Source organism: Pseudoalteromonas sp. APC 3250, assembly GCF_030407915.1.
Taxonomy (GTDB): Bacteria; Pseudomonadota; Gammaproteobacteria; order Enterobacterales; family Alteromonadaceae; genus Pseudoalteromonas; species Pseudoalteromonas tetraodonis.
The window spans coordinates 54372-74288 of record NZ_JASDCM010000015.1; the positions used below are offsets into that span (position 1 = coordinate 54372).

Consider the following 19917-nt stretch of genomic DNA (forward strand, 5'->3'; position numbering starts at 1 on the left):
TTAGTTTATTAATAACACATAAATAAATACAATCATTCAATAAAACAATACTTTAATATTATTTCGTGGTTCCAGTAAAGAATTATTACGACTGTAACATTACTGTCACTTTGATGAAATATAATGCGCCCAACGTTAAGATATAAGGGTGTTTTGATGACTTCAAATCCGAATAAACCGACTTTTAATACGGATCGAAGCCGTCTATTTAAAGACCGGTTTGCTAAGTTTGGCATAACCGCAGGCGGTATAATGGTATTAATAGCACTGCTATTGATCTTTTTTTACCTTCTTTATGTAGTGCAGCCTATTTTCGAGTCAGCTAAAGTTGAAAAGCGCGCTAGCTTTAATGTTGCTAATGCTGAGCAAATAGTTGGGCTTGGTGTTGAAGAACAAACTGAGGTTGCTTACTTACTTGATAATCAAGGTCAAGTTAACTTCTATAGTGTTGATAAAGCAAACTTTGGTAAAAAACTAAAAACACTTAATGCCACTTTACCTGCGAAGGTAACCAGCTTTGCAAATAGTGCCCCTTTTCAAGGTCATTATGCGTATGGCTTAGAAAATGGCACCGTAACTATTGTTGCGCCTAAGTTTTTAGTCACCTTCCCTAATAATGAACGTAAATTAAGCCCGCGTTTAGGTTATCCATTGGGTGAGATGGCGTTAGAAGTTGATGAACAAGGTGCTGCTATTAAGCGTTTTGCCTTTAGCCATTATGAGGACAAAACAGCCGTTGTGGCACTTACCGCCGATAAACGTGTGGTATTTAGCAGCTTTGTAGCCGAAGAAAATATGTTTACCGGTGAAGTCGAATGGCAAGTTGAACGTACCGAATTGAACGTTGATGGTCGCGTAGATGAGTTATTAATTTCGCCGGATACCACCCGCACATTTGTTCGCTCTGCTAATCAAATTTACGTATTCGATACTCGCTACCCAAGTGAAGTAGAGCAAATCCAATTATTATCTGCCAACGAAGAAAACGCTAATATTGTGTCATCACAATTATTAGCTGGTGCTAACTCCCTGATGCTGGCCAATGATAATGGTGAAATATCGCAGTGGTTTGAAGTAAACACTGACTCAGGTCGCGAGTTTCAAAAAATTCGTTCGTTTGAAACCACCAAGCAAAGTAAGTTAAATATTTTTACTGAGTTTTACCGTCGCACCTTTTTTACAACCGGTCAAAATGGTGAGCTAGGTGTTTATTACACAACCAGTGAAGCAAAGTTGTGGCAAGGTAAAGTCAGTGAAGGTGCAATTGAACAGTTTGCTATTGCTCCGCGTTCAAATGCCGCGCTGATTTTGGCTGATAACAAGCTAACGGTATTAGAAATTCATAACGAACACCCAGAAGTAACGTGGTCAGCGCTTTGGCAAGAAGTATGGTACGAGGGTTACCCTGAGCCGGGTTATATTTGGCAATCAACGTCTGCAAGTGATGATTTTGAATCTAAGTTCTCACTGGTACCAATTTCATTTGGTACTTTAAAGGCTGCTATGTATGCAATGTTATTTGCTGTGCCTATTGCTATTTCAGCCGCTATTTACACCGCTTACTTTATGTCGAGCGAATTACGTCGCGTGGTTAAGCCGACCGTTGAAATAATGGAAGCTTTGCCAACGGTAATACTCGGCTTTTTAGCTGGCTTGTGGTTAGCGCCTTTAATTGAAGAGCACCTGCCGGCTATTGTTGGCTTACTCGTATTACTGCCATTAGGTATTTTAGCAACCGCTTTAGGTTGGACTAAATTACCTGCAGCTATTCGCCATAAAATTCCTGAAGGCTCACATTCAATTTTATTAATTCCTGTGGTGTTATTTATTGGTTGGTTGTCATTTGCGATGAGCGAAAGTATTGAACTGTGGATGTTTGATGGCAATGTGCGTCAATACTTAACCAATGAGCTTGGTATGACTTTCGATCAGCGTAACTCGCTTGTGGTTGGTATTGCGATGGGCTTTGCGGTTATTCCCACTATCTTCTCAATTGCGGAAGATGCGGTATTCAGCGTTCCTAAGCATTTATCTAATGGCTCGTTAGCATTAGGTGCAACGCAGTGGCAAACGCTAATTCGCGTGGTGTTACTTACGGCTAGCCCAGGTATTTTCTCTGCGGTCATGATGGGGTTAGGTCGCGCCGTAGGCGAAACCATGATTGTACTGATGGCAACCGGTAATACGCCGATTATGGATTGGAGTATTTTCCAAGGTATGCGTACCTTAGCCGCTAATATTGCCGTCGAAATGCCAGAGTCGGAAGTGGGGAGTTCGCATTATCGAATTCTATTCTTAGCCGCCTTTGTATTATTCATATTTACCTTTATTTTCAACACCGTTGCTGAATTTGTTCGTCAGCAGCTGCGTGAAAAATATAGCTCAATGTAAGTGGAGAAACACGACATGGTAAAGCAGTGGTTTAGGTCTGGTTCTCCTTGGATTTGGATGACCGGTGGTGCCGTCAGCATCAGTTTAATTTCAGTAATTGGTTTACTCGCCATGATTGCATGGAAGGGATTAAGCTTTTTTTGGCCATCTCAAGTTATGCAATATGAGCTTGAAGGCTCGATTACTAAACAAACCGTTATTGGTGAAATTTACGACCGTGAATTAGTACCTAAGTCGCGTTTAGCGGCAACCGGTATTGATGTTTCTAAATTTGAAAAAGACGAGGTTGAGCGTTTACTAATTAAAACCGGTAACCGTGAGTATGTAGATTTAGACTTTCGCTGGATACTTGAAACTGATATTACACAAAGCTCAGCACCAAAAGCACTCGCGGTATTTGAGCGTAGCAAAAACGGTAACTTTTACGGTTATGTAGAATCAGTAATCAAAGACGGTGAAACAATAACTACAGATAAAGTTGAAACATTACATGATCTTGTAGAGCGTGCGGTTGACTTAAATGACGAAGCACTGGATTTACAAAATGGTGATATTGGTCATATAAACTACGAGTTAGAGCGTTTACGTTTGCAGGAAAAAGCCTATTTGCTTGATAACGAGCTAACTGATGAGCGCGTAGCTGAACTTGCTCAAGCCCGTGCTGATTTACGTGCGCAATATGGTGAGCTTGAAAAAGAGTTATTTGCACTGCGTAACCAAGCTAAGCGTGACCAAGTAACTGTGAAAGATATGCGTGGTGAGATTGTTACTATCCCGCTTTATCAAGTGTTGGATGTATGGTTTCCAAACGATATGGGCTTTTTTGCTAAACTAGGCCATTACTTTGTGCAGTTAGGTAAGTTTGTTTCAGATGACCCACGTGAAGCCAATACCGAAGGCGGTGTATTTCCTGCTATCTTTGGTACGGTATTCATGGTGATGTTAATGGCTGTGATTGTGACGCCATTTGGTGTGGTTGCCGCCATTTATTTGCATGAATATGCAGCTAAAAACGCAATTACTAAAATGATCCGTATTGCGGTTATTAACTTAGCGGGTGTTCCGTCAATTGTATATGGTGTATTCGGTCTAGGTTTCTTTGTGTATATGGTAGGTGGCAGTGTTGACCAACTATTTTACCCAGAGTCATCGCCTACGCCTGTATTTGGTACACCCGGTGTGATGTGGTCGGCACTCACTTTGGCTATATTAACTCTGCCTGTGGTAATTGTGTCAACCGAGGAAGGTTTATCTCGTATTCCAAGCACAGTACGTGATGGTTCATTAGCACTGGGCGCGACTAAGGTAGAAACGTTATGGCGAATCATTATTCCTATGGCCAGCCCTGCTATTATGACGGGGTTAATTTTAGCGGTTGCTCGTGCTGCGGGTGAAGTTGCACCGCTTATGCTGGTGGGTGTGGTAAAAATGGCACCAACGTTGCCGCTTGATGGTAACTTCCCTTACATACACTTAGATAGAAAGTTCATGCACTTAGGTTTTCATATTTACGATGTTGGCTTTCAAAGCCCTAACGTTGAAGCGGCGCGTCCGCTGGTATATGCAACGGCCTTTTTGTTAGTGTCGGTTATTATTACCCTTAACATCACCGCCATTGGTATACGCAACCATTTACGTGAAAAATTCAGATCGCTTGAGCATTAATTTAGTATAGGTAACAAACATGATTACAGTCGCTCCAAAAGTAAACCAAGCAAAGCCAAGCTTGAAGTTAGATTTAAATAATTTAACAGACGAACAAAAAGCGCTAGAAATTAAAGATCTCGACCTTTACTACGGTGATAAACAAGCACTGAGTAAAGTAAATATGAACATTCCGAAAGGCCAAGTAACGGCATTTATCGGTCCGTCGGGTTGTGGTAAGTCAACTTTGCTGCGTTGTATTAACCGTATGAATGACTTGGTTGATATTTGTCGCATAGAAGGCGAAATAATGCTGCACGGGCAAAATATTTACGACAAAAGCGTAGATGTTGCTGCGCTTCGTCGCAATGTTGGCATGGTGTTTCAGCGTCCAAACCCGTTTCCTAAATCAATCTACGAGAATGTGGTTTATGGTCTTCGCCTGCAAGGGATTAAAGAAAAGCGTAAGCTTGATGAAGTGGTAGAGCAATCGCTACGTGGTGCGGCATTATGGGATGAAGTAAAAGACAGACTTCACGATAGCGCATTTGGTTTATCGGGCGGTCAGCAGCAGCGTTTAGTTATTGCTCGCTCAATTGCGATAGAGCCAGAGGTATTATTACTTGATGAACCAACATCAGCACTCGATCCGATTTCAACTTTAGTGATTGAAGAACTAATTAATGATTTAAAGAATAAATTTACTGTGGTTATTGTTACTCATAACATGCAACAAGCAGCGCGGGTATCTGATCAAACCGCGTTTATGTATATGGGTGAGCTCATTGAGTATTCAGATACCAATACCTTATTTACCACACCAACGAAGAAAAAAACTGAAGATTATATTACCGGACGCTACGGCTAGTCGGGTTAAAACGCTAAAACAATGAATTATTAAAGAAGGTCATTATGGAACACAACATTAATAAACATATTTCTGGTCGTTTTAACCAAGAGTTAGAAGATGTGCGAAACCATGTACTGAGTATGGGTGGGTTGGTTGAGCAACAACTTAATAGCGCGCTTGATGCAGTTAGCAAAAACGATGCGGTATTGGCACAAAAAGTACGTGAAAACGACTACAAAGTTAATGCAATGGAAGTCAGTATTGATGAAGATTGCACCCGTATTATTGCTAAGCGCCAACCGGCAGCCAGTGATTTACGTTTAGTAATTGCAATAGCAAAAACCATTGCTGATTTAGAGCGAATTGGTGATGAAGCTAAGCGAATTGCTAAAGTTGCACTAGACTCATTTACTAAGGATCAACAAGATTTACTAGTAAATATTGAAAATATGGGTCGCCAAGTATCTAAAATGCTGCATGACGTTTTAGATGCATTTGCACGTATGGATGTGCAACGTGCGTTTGAAGTGCATAAAGAGGATGCTAAGGTAGATAGAGAGTATGAAGCTATCACCCGTCAAATAATGACGTACATGATGGAAGATCCGCGCTCAATTCCAAAAATTATGGATTTAGTATGGTCTGTTCGCTCATTAGAGCGTATCGGTGATCGTTGTCAAAACATCGCTGAATATGTCATTTATTTTGTAAACGGTAAAGATATTCGTCATACATCTCAAGAAGATATTGAAAAATCACTGTAGTGATACGAATAACTAGAAAATAAGAAAGGCAGTAATACACTGCCTTTTTTATTTTTTGTAAATAATTGAATGAGAAAAAGCGTTCACAATCTAGCTTAATGCTGTAAAATTCACGCTGAACAGCATATTGAATTGATTAAAGGGTCAGTTATGCCAACAAATTTTTTAGGTGTTTTTGCAAAATCACCTATAAAACCAATAGAAGAACACATCAGAAAAGCGCATCAAGCAAGCGAAAGTTTGATACCTTTTTTTAATCATGTTTTTAAAGAAGAATGGCAACAAGCTGAAGAGCTACGTTTAACTATTCGTAATTTAGAACGTGAAGCCGATGAAATGAAAAGAACTATACGCTTACAACTACCTGGCGGATTATTCATGCCGGTAGAGCGTACAGACCTTCTCGAATTAGTAACCCAACAAGACAAAATTGCTAATAAGGCAAAAGACATTGCTGGGCGTGTAATTGGTCGTGAGATGATCATACCAAAAGAGATTCAAGAAGACTTTTTGGCGTATGTAACTCGTTGTGTTGATGCAACAAAACAAGCATCTAAAGCGATTAATGAATTAGAAGAATTGTTAGAAACGGGCTTTAAAGGCAGAGAAGTTACTCTGGTTGAAAAAATGCTCGTAGAATTGGATGCCATAGAACAAGACACGGATGAAATGCAAATTAGAATACGCCGCCAACTACGTAAAGTAGAAAGTGAGCTAAATCCAGTAGATGTAATGTTTTTATACAAAATCATTGAATGGGTTGGCGAGCTTGCAGATATTGCAGAGCGCGTAGGATCACGTCTTGAGCTGATGTTAGCTCGTTAATTTAAAATCAGTTCAAACACGAAAGATTAAGGTTACACAATGGATATCATTGCATCTTACGGCACGGTATTAATTTTAATTGCCGCAGCAGTCGGCTTTTTTATGGCTTATGGTATTGGCGCAAATGACGTTGCCAACGCGATGGGTACATCAGTAGGTTCAAAAGCACTTACCATTAAACAAGCGATTTTTATCGCGATGATTTTTGAGTTTGCAGGTGCTTATTTAGCCGGTGGTGAAGTAACATCAACAATTCGTAAAGGGATTATTGATGCGGCCCCATTTGCCGACATTCCTGAATTGATGATTTTAGGTATGATCGCCTCTTTATTTGCCGCGGGCAGTTGGTTATTAATGGCCTCGTTTTTAGGCTGGCCGGTATCGACGACTCATTCAATCATTGGCGCTATTATTGGCTTTGCTCTGGTTGCAGTAGGCACAGAGGCTATTCAATGGGGTAAGGTTGCCGGTATCGTAGGTAGCTGGATTGTAACGCCGGCGATATCAGGTTTTATAGCGTACTTAATATTTATGAGTGCGCAAAAGCTGATATTTGATACAGACGCTCCACTTAAAAATGCCAAGCGCTTTGTACCAATATACATGGGTTTAGCTGGCTTTATTATGGCACTTGTGACCATTAAAAAAGGCTTAAAGCACATTGGTATTAATTTAGGTACCTTTGAAGGTTTTGCTATTTCTATAGGTATAGCGGTACTAGTTGCTGTTATTGGTAAAATTGCGATTTCTCGTTTAAATATCGATCCTAAAGCGGATAGAGAAATGCAGTTTAACAATGTAGAAAAAGTGTTTGCAGTACTTATGGTGCTAACAGCCTGTTGTATGGCATTTGCTCATGGTTCTAATGATGTTGCTAATGCAATTGGACCACTAGCTGCTGTTGTAAACATTGTTGAAAATAATGGTGAAATCGCGAAGAAAGCGGCTATTGCTTGGTGGATATTACCACTGGGTGGTTTAGGTATTGTTGCCGGTCTTGCTATTTTAGGCAAAAAAGTAATTAAAACCATTGGTGAAGGAATTACACATTTAACACCAAGCCGTGGTTTTGCTGCTGAATTAGCCGCTGCATCTACCGTTGTTATTGCATCGGGCACAGGCTTACCTATCTCAACCACACAAACCCTAGTGGGTGCCGTGTTGGGTGTAGGTATGGCACGTGGTATTGCCGCACTTAATATGGGTGTAATAAGAAATATTGTAGTTTCTTGGGTAATTACATTGCCAGTTGGTGCTGCCCTTGCTATTGTTATTTTCTACGTACTAAGAACCGCTTTTGGGGTTTAATAAAAAGTACTTAAAAGACTTTTAGCTTGAAAAGATCTCAACGCCCTTGGTGTTGGGGTCTTTTTATTTGTGGAAAGAAAAATGACCAATCTCCCTAGTATAAAGCAGCTACAGTATTTATTAGCTGTGCATCAGCATCAACATTTTGGCCGCGCAGCAAGTGCCTGCTTTATTGGCCAGTCAACGCTGAGCACCGCAATTCAAAATTTAGAAGAGACCTTAGGGTGTCAGCTTATAGAACGAGAAAATCGCAGTCTTATGTTTACCACCATTGGTGAAGAGGTTGTTGAGCGTTCAAGAAAAATCATTAACGATACTATTAGCTTAAAAGAGCTTACTAAAAGCTTTTTAACGCCGCTTAGCGGCACATTAACGGTAGGTGTTATTCCCACGATTGCGAGCTTTATTGCAGCGCCTCTTTATCACTTTTGTCAGCAAACGTTTGCTGACTTAGAGTTAGTTTTAGTGGAGGATACCAGCGACAAGCTACTTGATAAGTTAGAGCACGGGCAAATTGACTTGGCACTATTAGCGCTGCCCTACGAAACCGATAAATTTCATACTCAAGTACTTGCACAAGATCATTTTAGCTTAGTGCACCATAAAGACTACACACCAGCTAAAGGCATTGAAGACTTTAATTTACTACCAGAAGCGAGTGTATTTTTACTTGAGCGAGAGCACTGTATGACTGGGCATGCGCTCAGCGCGTGCCATTTAAACCGCTCTAGCTGTATAAATCCCTTTGAGGCAGCTAGCTTACATACTTTATTGAGTATGGTTGAGTATAAACTTGGCGTGACTTTTTTACCGCAAATGGCGATTAACGCGGGTATTTTAGAAAACAAAAACATGCTTGCTACGCCATCACAAGGTGATGCCTATCGTGATATTGGTGTACTGTGGCGCAAAACAACGGGGCGGATTCGTGACTTTAAATTGTTTAGCCAACAGTTAGAGGTCTTTTTGAAAAAGCAGTGCAGTGTTGATTTTAAGTAACGTAAAAAAAGCGTATTAGAGATAATACGCTCAATAACACAGGGAATTAAAGTGGCTGCTTGTGCTGGTCATGGTAGCTCTCTAGAGGCGGTAAAAACAATAAGTAAACCCATACAACAACATTGAAGTAAGGCACCAGTCCAAGCACTGTAAAGGTTTTTACAGGGTAGCCTTTAATCAGGGCATACTTGTAACATTGAAGCGCAATAGCAAAGTGTATAAACAATAATAACGTGATTAGTTGCGTCATAAACATCCTCCTTATGACCAAATGTCCATCTTTAAGAGTATAGACATCTAGACGATAAGAAATAAAGATGTCATGTAAAATTAAGGTAATCACTTAATTTTCATGACATTGTGCTGCCGATAAGCAAAGTATAGGTTAGATGGGCAATTTTGGTAGTAATAAATTGCTTAAATTTGTTTATTAATGTTTATAGTGATGTGAGGGTATCTTGATAAAAAATAGGGTTGTTCTTTATTTTTTCTAATTCAATCAGTACCTTGTCGATAGGGACAGGGCGAGCAATAAAATAGCCTTGCCCGTAGTCTACGCCTATTTCTTTGAGTGCAAAAAATACTTCAGCGGTTTCCACATATTCAGCCACAGAGCGCTTATCTAGTGACCGACTGATGTCATTTATGGCTTTTACTAGCGCTAAATCAATGGAATCGTTAAGCATATCGCGGACAAATGAGCCGTCAATTTTTACATGTTGGGCTGGTAATTGTTTAAGATAATTAAAGGTACTAAATCCGGTACCAAAGTCATCAATCGAAAAGTGGCAGCCTAAATTATTTAACCGTTCAATCATTTTACGGGTGGCAGCCAAATTATTAATGCTAGCCGATTCGGTTATTTCAAAAATAATTTTTGACGGAGGCACTTGATATTTTTCGAGGCTCGACTCTATTAACGGCAGTAAACGCTCATCTAAAAATGATTGTGCCGATAAATTTATTGCAACCTGAAGAAGCTCTGGGTGCGCAGCAACACTCGCAATACTGTTACGAATAACACATTGATCCATTAAAAAGGTGTCGTTAAGCATTTCCAATGAGGGAATAAATTGATTTGGGTAAATAAGTTCGTCGTCGAGCTTTAATCTCAGTAGTACTTCAAAGTAAGCAACCTGATTAGTTTTAAAGTCCCAAATGGGTTGATAATGAAGTTCTATACTGTCTTGTTGTAGAGCTTGGCGTACACCATGACCCCATTCTAAGCCCGTTTGCAGCGCATTGTTTTCACCATCTTGTTTTGAATAGCAATGTACTAAGTTACGGCCTAAATTTTTAGCAATATATAACGCAATATCTGATTGCTTTAAACATTCATTTGGATCGCAGTTATCAGCAGTAATTTGGGTTAAGCCAATAGAGCAGCTAATTGAATACACTTGATCTTCTGACTTAAATTGGTTGCCCTCAATGGCACTACAAATCCCCTCTGCAATTAAATGTGCATCTAATAAATTGGTGTTTTTAAGGATCACCGCAAACTCATCGCCACCCACACGGCAGATCAGGTGCTCATTACTAATATTGGCAATAAACAGTTGTGCCACTTCTTTTAAAACAATATCGCCTTGTTGGTGGCCTTTACTGTCGTTGATTATTTTAAAGTGATCAAGATCGATATAAATAAGCGCATGCTCAATATTTGCATAGGTATTTTCGCTTTGGCAAATATAGTTAAGTTGTTGGTCAAAGTAATAACGATTATGTAGGCCGGTTAACGTGTCATGCAATGCTAAATGGCGTAATTGAAGCTCAGCTTGCTTACGTTCATGAATATTATCGAGTGTGGCGGTAATGGTCGCGTTATTACTGCTATTTTTTATTAGCTGGAGGCGGCATTCAACCCACACCGAATTGCCATTTTTTTGTTGCAGTTTAACTTCTATTTTTTGTTTATTTGCGCCACCTTGTAAAATGTCATCAATAGTGGATTGTAACGACTGTTTATACTCTTTGGTACAAAATGCAGTTAATGGTTGTTTCAAGGTCGATTTAACCCCAAAACCACTCAAAGACTCCCATGCAGGGTTTATAAAGCGAATATTGCCTTGCTGGTCTAGCTCAAGCACCACGGTATTTAGGTGCAATAAAATACGTTGATGTGCTGAAAACAGGTCGCGATACTTTACTTCACTAATACTTAATTGCTGCACTTTATTGGCAAACTCAGCATAGCTGACCATAAAGTCTTCACGACGAGCTGCGTGGTCACAGACTTTATTTAAAAATGAGGGGTCGTAAGGGGCGCGAATAAAGTCGGTAACGCCTGAAAGTAATAACTGCTCTGCGTAATCGGCATCGTTTTTATCAATAATAGTAACAATGGCTTGCTGAGGGTTATGCTGCAGAATTTTTTCGACTAATTGATTTGAGCTTTCTGCTTGTGCCGCTGTGGCATCCAGTAGCACGATAGCAAAAGGCTGCTGATTATAAGCACTTAGCGCCGCTTTTTCAGTTGTGACATGGGTGATAGCAAAGTTAAGTTTTAATTGCTCACTCATATCATTTGCCCTGCTGGCAAAGGGTTCTAATAACAACAGGTTTAAGCGACTACTTTTTTCTAAATGGCTCGACAACACATTTGCGAGTATTTGCGGCAGAATATCTTGGCGCTCAAAAGGCAGTACCGCATCTATGCCATAACTTCGTGCAGTAGTCTCGGCGATTCGCTCACAATAAATGGGCGGAATTAGCAAAATAGGCGTGTTTTTAGGCGTGTTTAGTAATCCAGAGCGGATCATACGGGAAAACCGCCAACCATCAATTTTACCTACATCTAAGCCAGTTATGATTATATTTACGCTTTGATTTTTTAATATTTTTAGGGCGTCTTGGCTGTCTGATGCTTCAATGAACTCAAACACATTAAGCCTCTCTAACGTGGCACGAATAGTCTGGCGCTCATCATTACTTGCATTCAATATTAGCAATTTAAGCTGTTTTGCCACGTAGGTACCACTCCGAGAGATGCAGATCATAAAACAGTAAGAGTAATGATATTTAGCGATAAGAACAAGCGTATTTAACCGCTATTTTAAATGTAGTTCATTGGTGGCTAATTAGGGGGAATATGTGGGATATCTTGAGCTTCATTACTAATAGTTAAATACCCAAACCACCTCAAAATACAGAATTCAGCGCTTCACAGGGGCTTAATATCAAGGCGATACTTTGCAGTAATGGTAGTCCCTTTCAAGAAGTAGCAACGATGAGAGTATGCCCCTGTGAAACGCCCACGGGTTGGTTTAAAAGCGATTTATACTGCGTTATTGATATTAATACTAGAACCACTATTATTTGCAATCAATGCCTTGCCTAAATCGCTTTTAATTCCAACTGAAACTCGCATTTTGAGGTGGTTTAAATATACCCAAACCACCTCAAAATGCAGAATTCAGCGCTTCATAGGAGCTTAATATCAAGGCGATACTTTGCAGTCATGGTAGTCCCTTTCAAGAAGTAGCAACGATGAGAGTATGCCCCTGTGAAACGCCCACTGGTTGGCTTAAAAGCGATTTATACTGCGTTATTGATATTAATAATAGAACCACTATTATTTGCAATCAATGCCTTGCCTAAATCGCTTTTAATTCCAACTGAAACTCGCATTTTGAGGTGGTTTGGGTATACACTTGGCGCGATTTTAAATGATGTGGAATTCTAATAATGCGCGTAGCTGATTTTAGCTTTGACTTACCTGATGAATTAATTGCTCGTTTTCCTAAAGCAGATAGAACGAGTAGCCGTTTATTGAGCCTAAACGGGCCAACTGGTGAGATTGAGCATAAAATATTTAGTGACATACTTGAGCTTGTAAACGAAAACGATTTACTGGTTTTTAATAATACCAAGGTTATACCTGCGCGTATGTTTGGTCAAAAAGAGTCTGGTGGTAAAGTTGAGGTACTCGTTGAACGCGTATTAGACGAACACCGCGTACTTTCGCATATTCGTGCGAGTAAATCCCCAAAGCCAGGTAATGTACTCATTTTAGAGGGCAAAGCAAAAGCTATTATGGTGGCACGCCACGATACTTTGTTTGAGCTTGAGTTTGACCGCAGTGAAAATGTGCTCGATATTTTAAATGATGTCGGCCACATGCCGCTTCCTCCTTATATTGACCGCCCAGATAACGAAGCCGACCGTGAGCGTTACCAAACGGTATATGGCGAAAAGCCAGGCGCTGTTGCTGCACCTACTGCAGGTCTTCATTTTGACGATAAACTCATGGCTGCGCTCAAAGATAAAGGCGTGCAAATGGCGTTTGTAACCTTGCACGTTGGTGCTGGCACCTTTCAGCCTGTAAGAGTTGAGAGTGTTGATGAGCACATCATGCACTCTGAATATATTGAAGTGCCACAAGATGTGGTGGATGCGGTTGCAAGCACCAAAGCCAAAGGCGGACGTGTGATTGCTATAGGTACAACTTCAGTACGCTCACTTGAGTCTGCAGCAAAAATACATGGCGGCAAGCTAGATACTTACTTTGGCGATACCGATATCTTTATTTTTCCGGGTTATCAATTTAACGTTGTTGATGCCATGGTAACTAACTTCCATTTACCCGAATCAACTCTGATCATGTTAGTTAGTGCCTTTGCAGGGCAAGACAACATTATGGGCGCTTACAATACGGCGATTGAACAACAGTATCGCTTTTTTAGCTATGGCGATGCGATGTTTTTGACCCGTAAATAATTTACAGCGTTATCGGTTTTTATTTTACTCCTAAGCATAGTGAATTTCTCACTGCTAATAGTAATAGGGTGGTAAAAAGGGTAGAATCGAGCGGTTAAATTATAGCTTGTTGGACTGTTTTTCCGACACAGAGGATATTATGAAATTTGAATTAGACTGCACTGATGGTAAAGCGCGCCGCGGCCGCTTGATTTTTGACCGAGGTGTAATAGAAACACCGGCGTTTATGCCTGTAGGTACTTACGGCACGGTTAAGGGTATGACACCTGATGAAGTAAAAGCAACGGGTGCACAAATTTGTTTGGGCAATACATTTCACTTAATGTTGCGCCCTGGTACTGAAATCATTAAACAGCATGGTGATTTACACGACTTTATGAATTGGGACTTCCCAATTTTAACTGACTCAGGCGGTTTCCAAGTATTTAGCCTTGGTGCAATGCGTAAAATCACTGAAGAAGGCGTGATGTTCCAATCGCCTGTAAATGGTGACCAAATTATGATGTCGCCAGAAAAATCAATGGAAGTGCAGCGTGATCTTGGCTCAGATATCGTGATGATATTTGACGAATGTACGCCATATCCTGCCACCGAAAAAGAAGCCAAAGACTCTATGGAGCTTTCTCTTCGTTGGGCTAAGCGTTCTAAAGAAGGGCATGGCGACAACCCATCAGCATTGTTTGGTATTATTCAAGGCGGTATGTATCCTGAGCTTCGTGCACAATCACAAGCGGGCCTTGAAGAGATTGGTTTTGATGGTTATGCACTCGGTGGTTTATCGGTGGGTGAGCCTAAACATGAAATGATTAATATTCTTGATCATTGTGCCTATAAAATGCCAGAAAACAAACCGCGTTACCTAATGGGTGTTGGCAAGCCAGAAGACTTAGTTGAATCGGTTCGCCGTGGTATAGATATGTTTGACTGTGTAATGCCAACGCGCAATGCACGTAACGGTCACTTATTTATTACTACTGGCATCATAAAAATCCGTAACGCAGTGCATAAAACAGATACTGGCCCACTTGATCCAGAGTGTGATTGCCATACCTGTAACAATTATTCGCGTGCTTATTTGCATCATTTAGACAAATGTAACGAAATTCTTGGCGCACGACTAAACACTATCCATAACTTACGATACTATCAACGTGTTATGGAAGGTTTGCGTAATGCTATTAGCGAAGGTCAACTAGAGACATTTGTACACGATTTTTACGCTCGCCGAGGCCAAGAAGTGCCAGAGCTAGCTGATACAACAAATTAAAATTTAAAAATTAAAGAGGAAGTATTATGAGTTTATTTATTTCAAACGCACATGCAAGCGCTGGCGCACCTGCAGCAGGCGGCGGTATGGAAATGCTAATTATGTTAGCGATTTTTGGTTTGGTTTTTTACTTTTTAATTTACCGCCCGCAAGCAAAGCGCGTAAAAGAGCATAAAAGCTTAATGAGCGCGATGGCAAAAGGCGATGAAGTGCTAACCCAAGGTGGTTTAGTGGGTAAAATCGTAAAAATTGCTGAAGATAAAGACTTCATCGTGATCTCATTAAATGAGCAAGCAGAAGTAACTGTACAAAAATCAGCAGTATCTGCTGTACTGCCTAAAGGCACAATGAAGTCGCTATAAAAATAATAAGGACGGCCCCGTGTTAAACAAGTTTCCAATTTGGAAGTATTTACTTGTTTTAGCTGTGTTAGCCATTGGCCTTTTATATGCTTCACCAAACTTGTATGGCCGCGATCCGGCCATACAAGTTTCTGGCGCTAAAGGCACCGATGTCGACCTCAGTGTTGTAGACAAAGTAAACGCAATCCTCAAAAAAGATAACGTCAGCGCTAAATCGACGAAACTCGAAGACGGGCAAATTCTTGTTCGTTTTAAAAACGTTGAAGACCAACTAAAAGCGCAAGACTTATTGCGTAACTCACTTAGTGACGATTATATCTCAGCTATCAATATGGCACCGGCACAACCGGCTTGGTTAAAGTCGCTTGGCGGTAATCCTATGAAGTTAGGCCTAGATTTAAGTGGTGGTGTACATTTCACCATGGAAATCGACATGGTCACTGCGGTTGATAATCAGCTTGAGCAAATGGAGCAAGATTTTCGTAGCGACCTGCGCGAAGAAAAACTACGTTATCGTAGTGTGCGCCGTGTAGCAGGCTCAGAGCGTATGCGTGTAGAAATGCGTAACGAAGAAGATAAAGAAGCCGCAGAGCGCTTTTTAGAAAGCCGTTACCCATTAAACGTTTACATTGATGATAGCAGTAACGATAACGCATTCTTTGCCACTATGAGTGAGCTAAAGCTAAAAGAAATTCGTGACTATGCCATCAAGCAAAACGAAACGATTATTCGTAATCGTATCAACCAAATTGGGGTTGCAGAGCCAAATGTTCAGCGCCAAGGTGCTGAACGTATTATTGTGCAATTACCAGGGATTCAAGATACCGCTCGCGCTAAAGAAATTTTAGGTGCTACGGCCACGCTTGAGTTTCGTGAAGTTGACGAAAATGCTGACATAAGTGCCGCTGCTCAAGGTCGTATCCCACCGGGTACTGAAATGATCATGAGCCGTGATGGTTATCCTGTGGTACTAAAAAAGCGCATTATTCTTGAAGGTAGCCATATTACTGGCGCGCAGTCAGGTGCAGATGAATACCAGCGTCCACAAGTAAGCATTAAACTCGATAGTAAAGGTGGGGCAAAAATGAATGCCTTCACCAAACGTGCTATTGGTAAACGTATGGCTACCGTGTTTATTGAGTACAAGCCATCGGGTAAAAAAGATAGCGAAGGTAAAGCACTTCCACCAATTAAAGTGGAAGAAGTGATTAACGTAGCAACCATTCAAGCGCGTCTTGACCGTTCATTCCGTATTACCGGTATTGATAACCCCGCTGAAGCACATAACTTAAGTTTACTACTTCGCGCGGGTGCACTGGTTGCGCCTATTCAAATAGTAGAAGAACGTACGGTTGGGCCAAGCCTAGGTCAAGAAAACATTGAAGCAGGTATGACCGCTGTAGCCTTAGGTTTTGCATTTGTACTGGCCTTTATGCTTATTTACTACAAAGGTTTTGGTCTTGTTGCGAATATCGCACTGGCTGCCAACTTAGTACTTATTATTGGTGTAATGTCGTTAATTCCAGGTGCAACGCTTACCCTACCGGGTATCGCAGGTATTGTATTAACCGTGGGTATGGCTGTTGATGCGAACGTACTTATATTTGAGCGTATTCGTGAAGAGCTCGCTGATGGCCGTAGCCCTCAACAAGCGGTTCATTTTGGTTACGATAGCGCCTTTAGTACTATTTTTGATGCCAATATCACCACATTAATTGCGGCGATTATCTTGTTTGCTGTTGGTACCGGTCCTGTTGCAGGCTTTGCGGTAACCCTAGCAATTGGTATTTTAACCTCTATGTTTACAGCAATTGTAGGTACCCGTGCGGTGATCAACCTATTTATTGGTGGTAAACGTGTTGATAAACTTTCAATTTAAGGAGCAGACATGCAAATTTTAAGATTGGGCGGAAAAACCCTTCGTTTCATGTCTCTTCGAAAAGTGGCAATGGGCTTTTCTACGTTATTAATCATAGCGTCGCTGGCGTCACTTTTTGTTAAAGGCTTAAATTTCGGTTTAGATTTTACCGGCGGTACCGCGGTTGAGGTGGGTTTTTCACAACCAGCTGATCTGAAAAAAGTACGTAATGTACTGGCTGAAAACGACTTTGCTGATGCATCGGTACAGCTTTTTGGCTCAAGCCAAGAAATACTGGTCCGTTTAGCCCCTCGCGGTGATGATGTAAAAGCAGAAGTGATTGGTAACCAAGTAATTGCTGCCCTTAAACAAGCTGATGATAGCGTAGTAATGCGCCGTATTGAGTTTGTAGGCCCAAGCGTAGGTGAAGACTTAAAAGAGCAGGGTGGCCTTGCCATGTTAACTGCGCTTATATGTATCTTAATTTACGTGGCATTTCGCTTTGAATGGCGCTTTGCTGTAGGTGCGGTGGGTGCACTATTACACGATGTAATCATTACGATTGGTTTATTCTCGGTGCTTGGTTTAGAGTTTGACCTAACTATTTTGGCTGCAATACTCGCCGTGATAGGTTACTCACTAAACGATACCATTGTTGTATCAGACCGTATCCGTGAAAACTTCCGTAAAGTACGTATTGACGACACCATTGAAATTATTGACCTGTCACTTACGCAAACACTTAATCGTACTTTAGTTACATCAATTACCACTATTTTAGTATTGATTGCACTCTTTGTATGGGGCGGTCAAACTATTCATGGCTTTGCTACCGCACTATTATTTGGTGTATTTATTGGTACTTATTCTTCAGTTTACGTTGCCAGCTCGGTGGCGATTGCCATGGGCGTAAGTAAAGAAGATTTAATACCAGAGGTGATTGAAAAAGAAGGTGCCGATTTAGACTCAATGCCTTAATTGAGATTAAATTATCCTTTTTAAAAAACCGCTCCTTGTGAGCGGTTTTTTATTGCTTAGCGTGTAAGACATATAATTGTCATACGAGCTTGATATTTTATCACTCTTATTTAATTTTGATCAGAGCTAGTAGTGACTGAGCAACGTAAAGCCTTAGAGTCAATCTTACAACAAGGGGCAATAACAACCTTGTTCCAACCTATTTTTGATATAACTAAGCAATCTATTATTGGGTATGAAGCGCTGAGTCGAGGCCCTAAAAATAGCCCATTAGCGATGCCAAATAAGCTATTCGAAACGGCTCATAAATATCAATTTATCTCAGAGCTTGAGCTTTTATGCCGTTCTCGCGCCATAGAAAACTTTGTAAAACTAAATCTACAAGGGAAGTTATTTTTAAATGTCAGCCCAAAAATTCTACTCGATCCGAGCCACCCTAAAGGCGAAACCTTACATTTAATTGAACAGTTTGGTCTTGCGGCTAATCGTGTGGTGATTGAAGTCACCGAACAAGAAAAAGTAGATGATGGCTTTTTACTGTTAAAAACCATTGCTCATTATCGAGAGCTAGGCTTCACTATTGCTATTGACGATCTTGGTGCAGGTTATTCCGGTCTAAAGCAATGGTCTCAGTTATGCCCAGATATTGTAAAAATTGATCGTTACTTTATTGATCATTGCGATCAAAGCGAAGTTAAAAAAGAATTTCTAAAATCAATTGTGGTGTTAGCGCGGGCAACAAATACAGCGGTGATTGCTGAGGGAATTGAGCGTACTGAAGAACTCGATTTAGTTAAAAGTATAGGCATAAGTCATGTTCAGGGATTTTTGTTAGAAAGACCCAGCCAACAACCAAGCTATGACTATAACTGTAAGCAGTTACAAGCATTTACATCGACTCAAGCAGGGTCAAAGTTTGAACAATCAATGGCTATCGGGGTGCTTGCTGTTGCTCAGCCTGCCATTAGCAGTCACACGCGTTGTAAAGAAGCTCATGCGCTTTTTGAGCAAGACAAGCGCATAATTAGCTTACCCGTTTTAAATAGCAATCAGCAGCCAATAGGGCTGTTACACAAAGATCAGCTAACAGAAGTGTTTGCCGCGCCATACGGGCATGCACTTTATGATAAATGTGAAGTCACAGAGTTAATGGATAAACAGCCTTTGGTGGTTGATGAAAATCAAATGCTTGATATTGTCTCTCAGCAAATAACAGAGCAAGACTTTGATATTCGTCGCCATATTGTTATCACAAGTAATAATAAATATTTAGGTTTGGCACCGCTCAGGGACATATTAAAGCACATTACCGCTGAAAAAATCCGCCACGCCCAACATGCTAACCCTCTGACCATGTTACCGGGTAATGTGGCAATTAGTGAAGTAATAGAGCAGCGTCTGCAACATAAACAGCCATTTTCACTAGCCTATATCGATTTAAATCATTTTAAACAATTTAACGATCTGTATGGTTATGCCAGTGGGGACAGCGTGATAAAACTTCTGGCCGATGTGACTGTAAAAGCGTGTGCGCACAGCGCTAACTTTGTCGGGCATATTGGTGGCGATGACTTTATGGTGGTGTTTGAAAAAAAAGATGCGGTGGAGGTTTGTCATACCATTATCACGCAATTTGAATTGCAGTCACGCGTATTTTTTACGCCAGAGCATATTGCTGGAAAAGGGTATTGGGCAACTAATCGAGAGGGCGAAAAGCAGTTTGTACCTTTACTTACATTATCGATAGGTTTAGTTGAGCCGGATCTGCAGCAGTGTAAAAATAGCCATCAAGTAGCGGCATTAGCCACAGATGCTAAAAAAGAAGCAAAACGTTATCGTCACAGCTACTTATTTATTTGTAATCGAAGAAGGCCTGCACCCGCTGTTGTGCGTTTATCCAATAGTAAAAAAAGTGGCTAACAAAAAGCAAAAAAGGAGCCTCGGCTCCTTTT

Annotated in this window: 15 protein-coding genes; 13 read left to right on the top strand and 2 right to left on the bottom strand. The window is 40.7% G+C overall.

Annotated features, from left to right (window positions below; translation table 11 throughout):
* Positions 1–156 precede the first annotated feature (156 nt).
* The 7 genes from QL986_RS14545 to QL986_RS14575 all read left to right on the top strand — a co-directional run bounded on the left by QL986_RS14545 (position 157) and on the right by QL986_RS14575 (position 8781).
* Positions 157–2391 carry an ABC transporter permease subunit gene (locus QL986_RS14545; RefSeq protein WP_138687017.1) on the top strand — a complete coding sequence of 745 codons (2235 nt, stop codon included), beginning with the start codon at positions 157–159 and terminating at the stop codon, positions 2389–2391.
* A 15-nt stretch (positions 2392–2406) separates the two neighbouring features.
* Positions 2407–4056 (top strand): phosphate ABC transporter permease PstA, encoded by a 1650-nt coding sequence (gene pstA, locus QL986_RS14550; protein WP_013465994.1) that lies wholly within the window; start codon positions 2407–2409, stop codon positions 4054–4056.
* 19 nt (positions 4057–4075) lie between these two features.
* Positions 4076–4903, top strand: coding sequence for a phosphate ABC transporter ATP-binding protein PstB (gene pstB, locus QL986_RS14555; RefSeq protein WP_008114812.1), 828 nt, complete (start codon positions 4076–4078; stop codon positions 4901–4903).
* A gap of 44 nt (positions 4904–4947) precedes the next feature.
* Positions 4948–5649, top strand: a complete 702-nt coding sequence (gene phoU, locus QL986_RS14560) for a phosphate signaling complex protein PhoU (protein WP_008114815.1) — start codon at positions 4948–4950, stop codon at positions 5647–5649.
* Positions 5650–5799: 150 nt separating this feature from the next.
* On the top strand, positions 5800–6474 hold the full coding sequence (locus QL986_RS14565) for a TIGR00153 family protein (RefSeq protein ID WP_008114817.1): 675 nt from the start codon (positions 5800–5802) through the stop codon (positions 6472–6474).
* Between the two features lie 39 nt (positions 6475–6513).
* Positions 6514–7782 (top strand): inorganic phosphate transporter, encoded by a 1269-nt coding sequence (locus tag QL986_RS14570; RefSeq protein ID WP_008114819.1) that lies wholly within the window; start codon positions 6514–6516, stop codon positions 7780–7782.
* A gap of 81 nt (positions 7783–7863) precedes the next feature.
* Positions 7864–8781, top strand: a complete 918-nt coding sequence (locus QL986_RS14575; protein ID WP_013465992.1) for a hydrogen peroxide-inducible genes activator — start codon at positions 7864–7866, stop codon at positions 8779–8781.
* 46 nt (positions 8782–8827) lie between these two features.
* On the opposite strand, the gene QL986_RS14580 is transcribed toward QL986_RS14575, so the two are convergent.
* Both QL986_RS14580 and QL986_RS14585 read right to left on the bottom strand, forming a co-directional pair.
* A complete protein-coding gene (locus QL986_RS14580; RefSeq protein WP_138687016.1) occupies positions 8828–9031 on the bottom strand; it encodes a hypothetical protein in 204 nt (67 codons plus the stop codon).
* A 187-nt stretch (positions 9032–9218) separates the two neighbouring features.
* Positions 9219–11750 (bottom strand): EAL domain-containing protein, encoded by a 2532-nt coding sequence (locus QL986_RS14585; protein ID WP_008114824.1) that lies wholly within the window; start codon positions 11748–11750, stop codon positions 9219–9221.
* Positions 11751–12468: 718 nt separating this feature from the next.
* Here QL986_RS14585 and queA point away from each other — a divergent pair.
* From queA to QL986_RS14615, 6 genes are all read left to right on the top strand, one after another.
* Positions 12469–13500 (top strand): tRNA preQ1(34) S-adenosylmethionine ribosyltransferase-isomerase QueA, encoded by a 1032-nt coding sequence (gene queA / locus QL986_RS14590; protein ID WP_024602873.1) that lies wholly within the window; start codon positions 12469–12471, stop codon positions 13498–13500.
* 139 nt (positions 13501–13639) lie between these two features.
* Complete coding sequence (gene tgt, locus QL986_RS14595; protein WP_013465989.1) at positions 13640–14767, top strand: tRNA guanosine(34) transglycosylase Tgt; 1128 nt, start codon at positions 13640–13642, stop codon at positions 14765–14767.
* A gap of 26 nt (positions 14768–14793) precedes the next feature.
* Complete coding sequence (yajC, locus tag QL986_RS14600) at positions 14794–15129, top strand: preprotein translocase subunit YajC (RefSeq protein WP_010391747.1); 336 nt, start codon at positions 14794–14796, stop codon at positions 15127–15129.
* A gap of 19 nt (positions 15130–15148) precedes the next feature.
* Positions 15149–17008, top strand: a complete 1860-nt coding sequence (gene secD / locus QL986_RS14605) for a protein translocase subunit SecD (protein WP_013465988.1) — start codon at positions 15149–15151, stop codon at positions 17006–17008.
* A gap of 9 nt (positions 17009–17017) precedes the next feature.
* On the top strand, positions 17018–17965 hold the full coding sequence (gene secF / locus QL986_RS14610) for a protein translocase subunit SecF (protein ID WP_013465987.1): 948 nt from the start codon (positions 17018–17020) through the stop codon (positions 17963–17965).
* Positions 17966–18097: 132 nt separating this feature from the next.
* Positions 18098–19885, top strand: coding sequence for a bifunctional diguanylate cyclase/phosphodiesterase (locus QL986_RS14615; protein ID WP_024601698.1), 1788 nt, complete (start codon positions 18098–18100; stop codon positions 19883–19885).
* The last annotated feature ends 32 nt before the right edge of the window (positions 19886–19917 follow it).

Bases quoted from the DNA above. Each gene is read 5' to 3' on its own strand.
- QL986_RS14545 (WP_138687017.1), top strand. From the start codon at position 157: ATGACTTCAAATCCGAATAAACCGACTTTTAATACGGATCGAAGCCGT.
- pstA (WP_013465994.1), top strand. From the start codon at position 2,407: ATGGTAAAGCAGTGGTTTAGGTCTGGTTCTCCTTGGATTTGGATGACC.
- pstB (WP_008114812.1), top strand. From the start codon at position 4,076: ATGATTACAGTCGCTCCAAAAGTAAACCAAGCAAAGCCAAGCTTGAAG.
- phoU (WP_008114815.1), top strand. From the start codon at position 4,948: ATGGAACACAACATTAATAAACATATTTCTGGTCGTTTTAACCAAGAG.
- QL986_RS14565 (WP_008114817.1), top strand. From the start codon at position 5,800: ATGCCAACAAATTTTTTAGGTGTTTTTGCAAAATCACCTATAAAACCA.
- QL986_RS14570 (WP_008114819.1), top strand. From the start codon at position 6,514: ATGGATATCATTGCATCTTACGGCACGGTATTAATTTTAATTGCCGCA.
- QL986_RS14575 (WP_013465992.1), top strand. From the start codon at position 7,864: ATGACCAATCTCCCTAGTATAAAGCAGCTACAGTATTTATTAGCTGTG.
- QL986_RS14580 (WP_138687016.1), bottom strand. From the start codon at position 9,031: ATGACGCAACTAATCACGTTATTATTGTTTATACACTTTGCTATTGCG.
- queA (WP_024602873.1), top strand. From the start codon at position 12,469: ATGCGCGTAGCTGATTTTAGCTTTGACTTACCTGATGAATTAATTGCT.
- tgt (WP_013465989.1), top strand. From the start codon at position 13,640: ATGAAATTTGAATTAGACTGCACTGATGGTAAAGCGCGCCGCGGCCGC.
- yajC (WP_010391747.1), top strand. From the start codon at position 14,794: ATGAGTTTATTTATTTCAAACGCACATGCAAGCGCTGGCGCACCTGCA.
- secF (WP_013465987.1), top strand. From the start codon at position 17,018: ATGCAAATTTTAAGATTGGGCGGAAAAACCCTTCGTTTCATGTCTCTT.